This is a genomic window from Erwinia tracheiphila (assembly GCF_021365465.1).
GTDB lineage: Bacteria > Pseudomonadota > Gammaproteobacteria > Enterobacterales > Enterobacteriaceae > Erwinia > Erwinia tracheiphila.
Genome location: NZ_CP089932.1, coordinates 4,493,745 through 4,506,116 on the forward strand (window position 1 = coordinate 4,493,745; position 12,372 = coordinate 4,506,116).

The following is a 12,372-nucleotide window of genomic DNA, read 5'->3' on the forward strand; positions in this document are numbered from 1 at the left end:
ATTAAATTTGTCCCTGTTTCAAATCGCGCTGCGCTTTGTTTTTCTTACGCTCAGCGGCAATAATCTGATAAATGCATTGAATGGAACGCCTGTGTTTTTTAGATAATTCAAAAATAGAGGTGCCCTGATAGAAATCCGCCAGTACTCTTGCATTCCTGTCGAAGGTGTTCTTTGATGCCCCCATAGGAATATATATATTCACCCCGGAAAATGTTTTTCTGAGACATTCAGTGATAGCGGGAGAGAGTATTTCGGCCTGCGAACAAAGGTAAGGTATGGTTCCCAATGTCTGTTCAATAGATTCAGTCAGTTCATGCAAGAAGTAAACGGCTTTAGGCGCTCTGTCTCGATGCTCCGGCATATACCCCTGACAACCACCAAGCCTGTCAGAGATACCCACAACAATACGATTAGCCGCACCGCAGGACTGCTGCTGTAAAATTCCCCGGCTTATTAAAAGCGCTTCGATAGCGTCGCCCATTGCCCCCAACGTATCGGATGAAGCGTATAACCCCTCTCTTGTAATCATAATCACACCCCGGTAACGGTAAAGATGTGCGCAAAAAAGCCTTTATAAAGCTTTATGAGGCGTCTCACTGGTAACAAACTGGAACATGCACCAGTAACACCTCCAAACGGCTTACAGAGCATTTGAGCGCAGGTTACTAACGTGGATTAAGAATATGGCTTTGGGGTGGGGATGTTTTTTAATGTACTTTAGATATGAAGAAGCCCCTCGGGTGAGGGGCGCAGGAAGTATGATAGCGTGTTGACGGTGGTTATTTTCTTTCCTCTTCGTATTTACTCAGACGTTCACCCAGCAGATTAAACATTCCCATTGCGTCAGATAACAGGATATTGTTCACAACAGCCAGAGCGCTATTATTCAGTTTTTCATTACTCATAACAGCAAGCTCATTATTCAGTTGTCGGACTGCATCAAAGCGACTGTATGCGGCCTCCCATAATTCAGTGGTAGGCGAATCAACGCAAACAAATAATACATCGCTGGTTGTGCCCTGAGAGCCATTCTGAGACAGAGCTTTAAAATCCATCTGTTGTTTCATTTTGCAACCCTCCGGCTAATGGCAAATTTATTATAAACTTCATAACTGGCGGCATTCAGTCCGGGGCTGTATTTATCTGCCAGTGAACAGGCTATCAGTTCTTCAATAGATTTAATCAGTATATCCAGTTCAGTTGCACCGGAATAACGCAAGGCCACTCGGAATAATTCACGGCAGTATGTTTTTTTACGATCAATATTTTGTAACTGCTGCTGCGGTATATCACGACGCTTAAATATATTAACAAATGAATTAAGTGGGAAGCTATGCCTTGCCTGCGGATATTGCTCATAGGAAAACACTACAGTGTTACCGTTGCATTCTTTAACAATTGCATTCATACCGCTGTTAATTTCAATATACCACTCTCCTATACATGGAGAATTGATAGCTTCGCATTGTGCCTTGATTAAAGGTAAGCGGATAGTATCCACTTGGTTTGTTGCAACTGAATCGTTAGACTTGTTGTTAGCCATGACTGTTATCCTACACATAACGGTTTTTGGTTAGGCCATAGCAAGTGCTCGCAACATTTGTTATGGCCGTTTCTTTGGCCCTTCCCTTATGATAAGGTATAGACCTAATAAGCAAACACTAAGCCATAGGTCTATACATGTCAACTATCTTGAGAGATAAAAGCCCAAAAGGGGCAGGCAAAGCCCCCATGTTTAACGTTCGAATATCGCCAGATTTGAAAGAACAGTTTGAAATACAAGCAAAAAAAGAAGGTGTTAGCTTGGGTAACTGGCTCAAGGAACTTGGCAGGGCGGAACTAAAGCGTAAGGGGATCGAGCCGAAAGGGTGATGTTTTAGTCTTCCCGTTTTTGATTAAAAGCGAAATCGCTTTCGCATTTAAAGCTCAAGATAGCCAATGCCATCACAAAAGCGGACAGCGCTGTCCGCTTTCCATCAGTAAAAAACAACATATTTACCCCAAAACGCTCAACGTTGAGCGCTACGTTACCCCGACAAAAGCGCAGGCGCTTGCGCTTTTGGGAGTAAGCAATCCAGCGTTCAAAGCGGACAGCGTTGACCGCTTTAAGCAATCAATGTCGGCTAAGCAAAAACGACAACGTAATCGTTTTTAAAACGGCAAGCGCTTGCCGTTTCAGATTAACGCTGCGGTAAACGTTTACCGTTCCGCGTCAGTCTGAACAAAAGCGAAAACGTTTTCGCCTTTCCTCACCTAAAGCCGCAAACTTTCTAATCTTTACTGTAAAAACAACATCGCTGTCGCTTTTAAGCTTAGGAGCTAAAACGCTCAGCGCTGAGCGGTTCTGTGGCTTTCTTACGATCTAGATCTGCCAACGTTGGCAGATTTGCTAATACCGCATTTGATTGATGGTATCGAATCACAAATGTCCCAGCGCTGGGAATTATCCCCAAAGGCGCAGACGTCTGCGCCTTTGGGATGCACGTAACTAAAATCCGTTTCACTGGATGGTATGAGGCTTTCAGATGCCTACTGAGGCTTAAATAAGCTAATGAAGTTTGCATCATCTGTTCCAAGTTAGTACACTTATGCCTGTTAGTGGATGCGTGACGCGCTCAGGTTGAGGCTCATTACCTTGAACAGAGATTCATCGCCTTAAGCACCCAAAGAAAAAAGCCTGACCTCACCAGTTGGGCTTTTTTTTGTCCGTTATTTACTCCAGTTCTTTGATTACACTGCTGATGCCCTTATAATCACGGCGTTAGTGGGTGTCGCGTTCTGACACAACGCAGGCATGTGAAACGTGTTCAAGCCCTGGCTGGATTACGGGTGGTGTCGCTCCAGTGCCTCAACCTGAGCGCGTCACGCATCCACTAACAATGCAACACCGTTAACCAGGCAGTGGAAGGGCTTTAACGATGATGCAGCGCTCCTGTAGTGGAGCAAACGGATGAAGGGATTTCTTCAAATCGCTGTCATCGCTCTTAAGGCGATTATCGCCTTTATCGAGTTGATTCTGGCCTGCTTACCATAAGCAACCGGGAAACGTAAGTAAGGCCATCGGCTCACCCCCGGTGGCCTTTAACATTTCTGAGTCTGCGTCGTCGCCGAACTGCCGTTCATTTAAAGCAGGCTATGTCGGTAAGGCCGGATTTGCGGTAGTTGTGACAGCTTGAACTTTTGCGGTTTCTTGGCGTGTTGTGATGATTAAAGCGCATTAAAATTAGTTTTTACTGTTCTGGTTAATGATTTTTACCGGGTTATCCAACATAAGGTTATTAAAAATGCCAGACGATAATTACAGCAGTATCGAATTAAGCCATATCGAAATCACCAGAGCCGCACTGACTCTCATCAAGGATCATCTTGACGGGCTACCGGTAGGGCAGGCTAGACGGGGTCTGCGTGAGACAGAACTAATGATAGATGCGACGATGTTCTTAGACTGTAGCGCTAGCGAGTTTAAAAAAGCTTGCGAAGGTTTTCAAAGCTCTGATGTGTGAAAAAATGAACGTTTTAATAAACGGGGTGGGCGACAATGGCAAGACCAAGTAATATCGATAAGCTCCCAGAGAATGTTCGTGCTGAGCTTCATGCTGAGTTATTGCGGACGAACTTTACTTGCTATGAGTGGTTGTCTTCATGGCTTGCTGATAAAGGATTTACGGTTTCTAAATCAGCGCTACAACGATATGCGGTGGCAGATAAAAAATGAGATACTCAGCCTACAGGAAGAGAGTAAATTCCACCAATCCCATTTGCGGCTATCAGCGTTAAATGTCGCCGCAGTATTATCACCACAGAAAGAACTCGGAAGTTTGAAAAATGACGCTGATGCATTGCTAAAATGGGCGCTATTTGGATTTTGATAACAGAGGGGAAAATGTCCCCCTCTTATTTTTCAGACAGCGTAAATAGTTTTCACTCGTTCCGTTCCACAACGTTCCATCACGTACCACAACTTCCCATTTATCTTACGTTACCCTGTCTATTTATCTCATGTCTAATCAGGCTGTACCGGCCCATTCTTTAGCCTGATAAAACAACGTGATAAAGGTTGCTATAATACCAAATCCTACTGAACCCATGGCGAGTATCAGGCCGAAATACCATAGCCCACCACCACACGAAACGGTAACGGCTGTCCTTCACTGCTTTTGACCGTTGGCAGCGGCAACGCAAACAAAATCGCCACCCGCGCGATAACGATAATAATGAAAGACAGCCACAACAGTCCGCCCCACCGATAGATTGCAATACCCAGAGGTGCGCGCACCACCATTGCCCCGTAGGTAAAAATCCCATTACAAGAGATAACGCGGCCAATATGCAGGGATCCGATCACATCCACCCCCCACAGGGTGGCTCCCGCGTCGGCAAAACTCTGCCCGAAGCCCAGAATAATCCGACCCAGGCAAAGCAATATCAAACTGACCAGCGGTAATACCGAACCAAATGCTGCCAGCGCACAGGCCAGCCCGCTCAGTAAGCAGCTGCACAGGCCCAAAATCACCACCTTTTTCAGCCCCCAGAGATCGATGAAGCGCCCGACATGAGGACGGCTAATCAGGGTAGCGAAATATTGCAGACTGACTACCAGTCCGGCCCAGAACGTGCTGTAATCCATTACGTCGTGAACATAGTCGGGTAACACCGCCAGCGGCAGGCCAATGGTGAGGTAGCTGGCGAAATTAAATATGACAACAGAAATAATACGCAGATTTAAGCGGAAACCGCTCAGGGGGGTGCAGGTTGGTCAGGCATGAAAATCAATACCTTCAGGTAAGAACATAGCGCCCTTACAGGGCGAGCGTCACGGCTCTGCCGTTCCGAGGGTGTTCATGACCGGCTCACAGCTTTATACTCTGCGGTATGTTAATTTCTCAGGAAATCATTCACATGGCCCGTAGCAAAGCCCCCAGAAAGCGTAAACCCACGCCCTCGTCCCGACGCGCTATACCCGGATATCCTAAGCGTTTTCTGGTGTCCATTCCGCCCCGGAGCGATTATGACGACCCCGACGAGTTTTTTTACGACACTCCGCAGGATGCCATTCGTCACTGTGTCCACCTGGGGCCACAGTTTTTCCTCGATACACACTTCGACCCGCCTCTCGTCTGCATCATCCGCGGCTTTGAGCCGCCTGACTCACCCGACGGCGATGTCGTCCTTGAGTCCATGCCAGCCGATGTGTTTATTATCGCCACAGAATCCGGCATGCTGCCGGTGACCTTCGCTCCCTGGGATAAACACACCGACAACTGGGCCGATGACTGTGACGACTGGCACTATAATACCGGTGCCACTGCAGAGCGATAATCCGCCGCATGTATATCCCGCGCCCGGCAAAACTGCTGTTCACCACTGATGACGCCTGGAACCGGTATATGGATAAACACGGGGACACCCTCAGCCCCTGGACCGTACTCTGCGTCGAGCGCATGCTCGCCTGCGGCACTGCTGCCATGGGGGTGAAGCGATACTGCTGCGCCTCCCCGGACTGCACCCACACCCGCTTCTTCTGCCAGACCTGTAAATCAAAAGGCTGCAGCTCCTGCGGACATAAGGCCACGGAGCAGTGGATTACAGAGCAACAGCAAATTCTGCCCGACTGCGACTGGCAGCATATCACCTTCACCATGCCCCATCTGCTGTGGCCCTTTTTCAACAATAACTGGCCTCTGCTCAATGCCCTGTTCCGCGCAGCCACCCGCGCCATGCTCCGCTGGGCCAGAAAACAGGGTGTGGAAGTCGGTATCTTCTGCGCCCTGCACACCTACGGTCGCCAGCTCAACCAGCATCCCCACATTCATCTCTCCGTCACCCGCGGCGGGCTTGATATTAAACACGGCGTATGGCGCGACCTCTTCTTTAAAAAGCATGCCGTGGAGGAAATCTGGCGCGGAGCCGTCATCCGGCTGCTGCGCCACAGCTATGACCTGATTAACCCCGGCAGGCTGCCGGGGCTGGGGCATATCCACGACAAAAAACAGTGGCTGCGCTATCTGCAGGCGCAGTACGGGCGCCGCTGGAAGGTCCACTTCGCGAAGAAGACCCGGGGGGCCTGGCGGAGCGTCAAATATCTGGGCCGGTACCTGAAACGGCCCCCCGTGTCGGCGGCGAAGCTGAGGCACTACAGCGGCGGCGCGGTGGTGCACCACTATTACGACCACCGTACGCAGCAGTACCGGCAGCAGACGCTGACGCAGGAAGATATGATCGGACGTTATATCAGCCATATCCCGGCGAAGCATTTTAAGATGGTGCGTTATTACGGTTTTTTATCAAACCGTAAACGGGGTAGCCTGCTGCCGAAGGTGTATGAAGCCCTGGAGATGGAAGCGCGGAAAAAACCGGAGAAGCCCGGCTTCGCCGCGCTGATGAAAGAATTTCTGCGCACGGATCCGTACAAATGCATTCTGTGCGGCAACCGACTGCGCTTCAGCAGTGCGCAGGCCGGGAGGCACGCGTCGGAGTTGGTGGCAGAAAGACTGCATAACATCGACCGGAAACGATGGCTTCTGGCACAGACTGCGGGATAAGTGCGTCTGAAAAACAGCTTTCAGGTTAAAAACGCGCCGCAAATGCCATTTTATGACCATAACGTTCCCGATGGCACATCATTACTGCATTACAGACACTGCTGCTCATGGTCAGGAAATTTTTAAAACGATGATTCAGTTTCCTAACCATGAACATGAGTTTTACTATACGTCTGTTTCTGAAAAAAAGAGCAAGGCTCCGCGCTTTGCATCCCTCTTTTTTCAGAAACGCTATCTGACCATGACGCCAGAAAAGCAGCTCAAAAATAACGCTCAGTCAACAATGAACAAAATGTGCCACTGTCTGTCCTTGAACAATGTGCTTTTGCATCATCTGCAACCTGCCAACTCATGCCTGCGGTCAATGTAAACCTGCGTCCGTCGTCCAGTTCAATATGAAGTTCGCCAGAAAGACACAGCAAGGTCTGCCCTTTCGTACACCAGTGGTCAGCCAGATAACCAGCCATTTTAACGCGAACCTCACTAGAATGCGGCGTCTTACAGAGTGCTTTGCCTCTTTCTCCACGATGTTCAGTTGCCGGAGGAGCTGACCATGCGGTGGTGGCAAACGGAATATCTTTCATATTCACGATCATCATCCCCTGTTCTGGCTTTTTTCTGTCGTTCGGTGACGCACTCCCACGGTATTTAACTGCGAGTACATCGCTCAACAAACTTGCGCGCTAACAGCTTATTCTTACAACCACTTTTTAACATCATTGCTCATAAGGCTGGAATATTTTAAGCACAGTGGAAAGAAGTTATCTAAAGTGATTTCAGGTGTGAATTATGCTACATCTTTGGAAGGCGATATACTTAATACAGCTGAATATGCGTTCAGGTAGTCTGATTCCAGCGTTAATACGCTGTCTGCAAGTCAGATCACCTTACCGAACCCGCACCATTTCGTCAGATATGCTATTTTTATGCTGTCGAACAGGAGGGGGCTGATTGGAAAATAGTTAATTACAGGGTGTTTTATATGAAACTACGTAGGAAACGTGTTAAGCCAATTGGCTTAAAAGACGTAACCATCATTGACGATGCCAGATTACGCAAAGCCATTACCGCTGCATCCCTTGGCAATGCCATGGAGTGGTTTGATTTCGGGGTCTACGGTTTTGTTGCTTATGCGCTTGGTCAGGTTTTCTTCCCTGGTGCCGATCCGGGTTTACAAATGATCGCCGCACTGGCTACCTTCTCCGTTCCGTTCTTGATTCGTCCATTGGGTGGCATATTTTTTGGTGCGCTGGGAGACAAATATGGCCGCCAGAAAATCCTTTCTATTACGATTATCATTATGTCGGTCAGTACATTTTGTATTGGTCTGATCCCCTCACATGCCTCAATCGGCATCTGGGCACCCATCCTGCTGTTGATCTGTAAGATGGCGCAGGGCTTTTCAGTCGGTGGCGAATACACCGGCGCATCTATTTTTGTTGCAGAATATTCGCCGGATCGTAAGCGCGGCTTTATGGGAAGCTGGCTGGATTTCGGTTCTATCGCCGGGTTCGTTTTCGGTGCCGGCCTCGTGGTACTGATATCAACCATGATTGGTGAAGCGAGATTCCTTGAGTGGGGCTGGCGTATTCCATTCTTTGTCGCGTTGCCACTGGGCATTATTGGCCTCTATCTGCGGCATGCACTGGAAGAAACGCCCGCTTTCCAACAGCATGTTGATAAGCTGGAGCAGGGGGACCGCGAAGGTCTGAGCAGCGGCCCACAATTTTCTTTCAGAGAGATTGCCAGCAAGCATTGGAAAAGTCTGTTGGCCTGCATTGGTCTGGTTATTTCGACCAATGTTACCTACTACATGCTGCTGACGTATATGCCAAGCTACCTTTCTCATAATCTGCACTATTCCGAAGATCATGGCGTGCTGATTATTATCGCTATCATGATAGGCATGCTGTTTGTGCAGCCGATTATGGGCCTGATGAGCGATAAATTTGGCCGTCGTCCGTTTGTTATCGTCGGCAGTATTGCTCTGCTGGTGCTGTCAATACCCTGCTTTATGCTGATCAACAGTAACGTAATGGGGCTTATTTTTGCTGGATTACTGGTTCTGGCTGTGGTGCTGAACTGCTTCACTGGTGTGATGGCGTCATCGCTTCCGGCGATGTTCCCGACACATATCCGCTACAGCGCGTTAGCCAGCGCCTTTAATATCTCCGTGCTGGTGGCAGGTTTAACGCCTACGCTGGCGGCATGGCTGGTAGAAACCACCGCTAATCTGTATATGCCCGCTTACTATCTGATGGTGGTGGCGGCCATCGGCCTGATAACGGGCATTATGATGAAAGAAACGGCGAATAAGCCGCTGAGGGGAGCCAAACCAGCGGCTTCAGATATCAGCGAGGCGAAAGAGCTTTTACAGGAACATCACGATAATATCGAAAGCAAGATTGAAGAAATCAGCAGCCAGATTGCCGAGCTGGAAGAAAAGCGTAAGCATCTGATTAGTCAGCATCCCCATATCAACGGATAAGCCTCTTTCTGACATGTTAAAGCCCGCGATGATCGCGGGCTTTTCTTTTGTGTCGCGTCTACCAAAAGCAGCTCAATGCTGGTGTTATTGACTGTTGTCCAGCTGTGTCCAGTAGGTTCCCGTTTCCGGGACAGGCAGAAACTCGCGGTTCATCTGCTCCAGCGTTTTTGCCGGGTCAAGATCGCTGAACAGCCTGGGATGGAAGACTTTTGCAAACATTTCCACGTCAAGCAGATGCCACGGACTTATATAAAAATTATGCCAGACCGCCAGCGCTTTGCCATGACGAATAGCCGGGAGCGTGGACAATACGTTTTCCTGCTGTAGTGCCTGAACAAAGCTTTGCTGTGCCTGTTTTGGGTTAACCTGCGGACCAAGCTGTAGCTGCCCTGCCTGCGTCGGTCCGGCCATACCGGTGACGATGTAGACGTTGGGATCCGCCGCTATCACCGCTTCTGGCGAAATCTGCCCGAATACGCTGCTAAAACGCTCCGCCGCGATATTGTTACCCCCCGCAAAAGCCAGTAAATCAGCCATATTGCCGTGTCCAACCGTGGTACAGCACACTTCCCGTCTGCCGATGTGTAACTGCAACATCACACGGGGTCTTTCCGGTTTTGCCTGCTGCAAACGATCGCGGATCAGATTCATATGCTGCTGATAAAACGCAATAAACCGCTGTGCTTTCGCCTGCTGGTTGAACACTTCCCCGAGAATCTCCAGACTGGGCACCGTATTTTTTAGCTGATCAACACGCGTGTCGACATAGACCACCGGAATCCCTGCATCGGTCAGCTGCTGTTGCAAGCTGTCATGGTTACTGGCCTGTTTGGCATAAACCGACAGAATGACCAGGTCCGGGTGAAGCGCGATGACCTTTTCCGCACTGACCTGGGCATAGTTAGTCGTGCCGATAAACGGGATCTTTTTGATCTCCGGGAAGGCGGTGGTGTAGCGATCCCAGGTCTGACGATCGTACCGTGGCAGATCGCCCGGCCAGCCCACCATGCGTCGGACCGGATTTCCCTGTTCCACCAGTGCAAGGGTATAAATCAGCCTTCCCTCACCCAGCACAATTCTCTGGGGATTGTCGGGGATCTGTACTTTACGTTGCAGAATGTCGGTAACAGTTTTGGCCTGTACCACACTGCTGACGAGCAGCAGTGCAAAGATCAGCGCGTTTTTCATCGGGTTCTCTAATCAGAAATCGACAGCGGCCTGGAGGTAAACCACGCGAGGTTCACCTTCACTTACGCGAATATTGCCGGCGCTGGATTCGTAATATTCTTTATTAAACAAGTTGTTGATATTCAGCTTCAGCTGCGTGTGTTTGCCCACCAGCTTGCTGTCCCATGCTACAAAAGTATCGGCAACGGTATAGTCCGGCATGGTAAAGCTGTTTTCAGGGTCACCAGCACGGCTGCCAACATAACGAGCGCCACCACCGACCCGTAATTCGCCAGGCAGCCAGGAGAATCGCAGGGTGCGGCTCAGATACAGGCTGGCCATGTTGGTTGGTGCATTCACCAGGCGGTTACCGACGTTATCCGGGTTAACGTCATCTTCGACAATTTTCGTTTTGTCGTAGCTGTAGTTGGCAATCACATTCCAGTCCTGAGTGAACTCACCATTAATTTCAACCTCTGCTCCAGTGGAATGCGCTTTCGGGATATTGCGCGTTACGCCGTTTATGTAAACCGACATATCTTTTTCATCAATGCGGTACAGCGCCAGCGTGGCTGACAAGGCCGGCACAACCTGCCATTTCGCTCCCATTTCATAAGTCGTGCCTTTTTCAGTAGAGGCCACGTTACCGTCGTCATCCGTTTCTGTGGGAGGGGTGAATGACTGGCTATAGCTGCCGTAAAGCGAAACGTCAGGCAGGATTTTATACACCAGCCCCGCCTGTGGCAGGAAAGCGTCACCCCGATCGTTCAACGTGCTGGTCGGATTAACAAAACCATTACTCCCGGTTTGCGTATAAAACTGATAGCGTCCGCCCAGTACCGCGATCCACTTGTCGGTGAGGTGAATACTGTCTTTAGCAAAAACCGTGCGGCTGTAAAGATTCGTGCGAATATTGCTGAGGCTGTCGCTGTAGGTGCTGCTACTGATTATGGGTTCTTCACCATATACCGGATCGTACATGTTGAAGGTATTGGATACTTTAGAACGGTATGAGTAAGCCTTGTAGGTTTCATTCTGCTCGTAGTCCACGCCGAGCGTCACATCATGCTGCATCCCCGCGATCTCCGGGCTGCCGCCAATATCCCAGGAGAGATAGGTTGTCTGATGATTGAATCCCCGGTTTGCATCGGCACGACGTGAAACAATGCCTGTTGTAGGGTTAATTGCGGTGGCGCGAACTTCATTGCTGTCGTAGCAGCGCTGCATCCAGGCATAGTTGAAATGCGTATCCCAGGTTTCATCCAGCGTGTAAGCGAAATTGAAGTTCAGACGCTTGTGTTTCCCCCAGGCGTGGTTCGCACTGTCATCCAGCCGCTGGTTATAGGGAATATTGAGTGGTTTGTTGTTAATAAATGCCGTTCCCCGGTCATAGGGAATATCGTATTTATACTCGACATAGCTGAGATTGAATGAGGCCTTTTCACCCATCCAACTGAGTGAAGAGGCAACAAGCGTATGTTCGTTCACACCAAAATTGCGCCAGTAATCTTCCCGCTGGCGTTCTGCAATCATACGAAAAGCAAAGCCGTTACCCAAAGGCCCGGTTACGTCTACGGTACCCGTTCCTCCACCAAAACTGCTGGATTCACCGCTTATATGGGTGTTCCATTCATACCGTGGCTTTTTGCTTACCAGATTGATCACGCCGCCAGGATTGAGAATGCCATACATCAGCGAAGCAGAGCCTTTCAGTACTTCAACATGATCAATGGTCGAATCCATCGACAGTCCCTGATTGCTGCGCACGCCGTCAAGGAAGGTCGAGCCATCAGAGTTCGCGCCAAAACCTCGCTTAACAAAACCATCCTCTGTACCGCCCAGCGTGTTGCTCTGGGTAATACCGCTGACAAATTTTACGGCATCGTTAACGGTTTTAACCTGATAGTCCTTGATGACCTGCGGCGTAACAACGCTGATCGACTGCGGGGTTTCATTACGTGGCGTGGCGGTTCTCGTGGCTATCGTGGCGGTGTCCTGGCTGTAACTGCCGCTGGTTTCAGGCAGTTCAGCGTTAACCATCAGAGTTTGATCTTTTGCGGTATCCGCAGCCATAGCTCCGCTGCTAAGAAGTGAAGCAAAAATAACCGACTGCGTTTTTCCACTGAGGCGATAAAAAGTGACAAAGTGAGTGAATGGCGATTTCATAATGTAGCG

At 49.4% G+C, this 12,372-nt stretch carries 12 protein-coding genes and 2 pseudogenes; 7 read left to right on the forward strand and 7 right to left on the reverse strand.

Going from position 1 to position 12,372, the window contains the following annotated elements; translation table 11 throughout:
• Position 1: 1 nt before the first annotated feature.
• From LU633_RS23190 to LU633_RS23200, 3 genes are all read right to left on the reverse strand, one after another.
• Complete coding sequence (locus LU633_RS23190) at positions 2-529, reverse strand: Mor transcription activator family protein (RefSeq protein ID WP_016192267.1); 528 nt, start codon at positions 527-529, stop codon at positions 2-4.
• Positions 530-779: 250 nt separating this feature from the next.
• Entirely contained in the window at positions 780-1,067 is a 288-nt protein-coding gene (locus tag LU633_RS23195; RefSeq protein WP_016192268.1) for a hypothetical protein, read from the reverse strand.
• A complete protein-coding gene (locus tag LU633_RS23200; protein ID WP_040465769.1) occupies positions 1,064-1,543 on the reverse strand; it encodes a hypothetical protein in 480 nt (159 codons plus the stop codon). Before LU633_RS23200 ends, LU633_RS23195 begins: the two co-directional genes overlap by 4 nt.
• Before the next feature lie 137 nt (positions 1,544-1,680).
• Between LU633_RS23200 and LU633_RS23205 the strand changes: the two genes are divergently transcribed.
• The 4 genes from LU633_RS23205 (at position 1,681) to LU633_RS23220 (ending at position 3,715) form a co-directional block, all read left to right on the forward strand.
• The gene (locus tag LU633_RS23205; protein ID WP_040465770.1) at positions 1,681-1,872 is read left to right on the forward strand and encodes a toxin-antitoxin system HicB family antitoxin; all 192 of its coding nucleotides are present in this window, start codon (positions 1,681-1,683) and stop codon (positions 1,870-1,872) included.
• Between the two features lie 19 nt (positions 1,873-1,891).
• Positions 1,892-2,155: a hypothetical protein gene (locus LU633_RS23210; protein ID WP_233481960.1), complete on the forward strand. Its 264-nt coding sequence runs from the start codon at positions 1,892-1,894 to the stop codon at positions 2,153-2,155.
• A gap of 1,129 nt (positions 2,156-3,284) precedes the next feature.
• Positions 3,285-3,503 (forward strand): hypothetical protein, encoded by a 219-nt coding sequence (locus LU633_RS23215; protein WP_016192271.1) that lies wholly within the window; start codon positions 3,285-3,287, stop codon positions 3,501-3,503.
• A gap of 35 nt (positions 3,504-3,538) precedes the next feature.
• Complete coding sequence (locus tag LU633_RS23220) at positions 3,539-3,715, forward strand: phage protein Gp27 family protein (protein WP_082103785.1); 177 nt, start codon at positions 3,539-3,541, stop codon at positions 3,713-3,715.
• A gap of 295 nt (positions 3,716-4,010) precedes the next feature.
• Here the strand turns inward: LU633_RS23220 and LU633_RS23225 are convergent.
• Positions 4,011-4,741 (reverse strand): annotated as a pseudogene (locus tag LU633_RS23225) (MFS transporter); the annotation flags it as partial.
• 242 nt (positions 4,742-4,983) lie between these two features.
• Between LU633_RS23225 and LU633_RS23230 the strand changes: the two are divergent.
• Positions 4,984-5,319, forward strand: coding sequence for a hypothetical protein (locus tag LU633_RS23230; RefSeq protein WP_052734695.1), 336 nt, complete (start codon positions 4,984-4,986; stop codon positions 5,317-5,319).
• 8 nt (positions 5,320-5,327) lie between these two features.
• A complete protein-coding gene (locus LU633_RS23235; protein WP_046371879.1) occupies positions 5,328-6,542 on the forward strand; it encodes an IS91 family transposase in 1,215 nt (404 codons plus the stop codon).
• 273 nt (positions 6,543-6,815) lie between these two features.
• On the opposite strand, the pseudogene LU633_RS23240 reads toward LU633_RS23235, so the two are convergent.
• Positions 6,816-7,132, reverse strand: a pseudogene (locus LU633_RS23240) (DHCW motif cupin fold protein).
• A 392-nt stretch (positions 7,133-7,524) separates the two neighbouring features.
• Here LU633_RS23240 and proP point away from each other — a divergent pair.
• Positions 7,525-9,030: a glycine betaine/L-proline transporter ProP gene (gene proP, locus LU633_RS23245; protein WP_016191141.1), complete on the forward strand. Its 1,506-nt coding sequence runs from the start codon at positions 7,525-7,527 to the stop codon at positions 9,028-9,030.
• A gap of 84 nt (positions 9,031-9,114) precedes the next feature.
• Here proP and LU633_RS23250 read toward each other — a convergent pair whose 3' ends face one another.
• Positions 9,115-10,218: an ABC transporter substrate-binding protein gene (locus tag LU633_RS23250; protein WP_016191142.1), complete on the reverse strand. Its 1,104-nt coding sequence runs from the start codon at positions 10,216-10,218 to the stop codon at positions 9,115-9,117.
• Between the two features lie 12 nt (positions 10,219-10,230).
• Entirely contained in the window at positions 10,231-12,363 is a 2,133-nt protein-coding gene (locus LU633_RS23255) for a TonB-dependent siderophore receptor (protein WP_016191143.1), read from the reverse strand.
• Between the last annotated feature and the right edge of the window lie 9 nt (positions 12,364-12,372).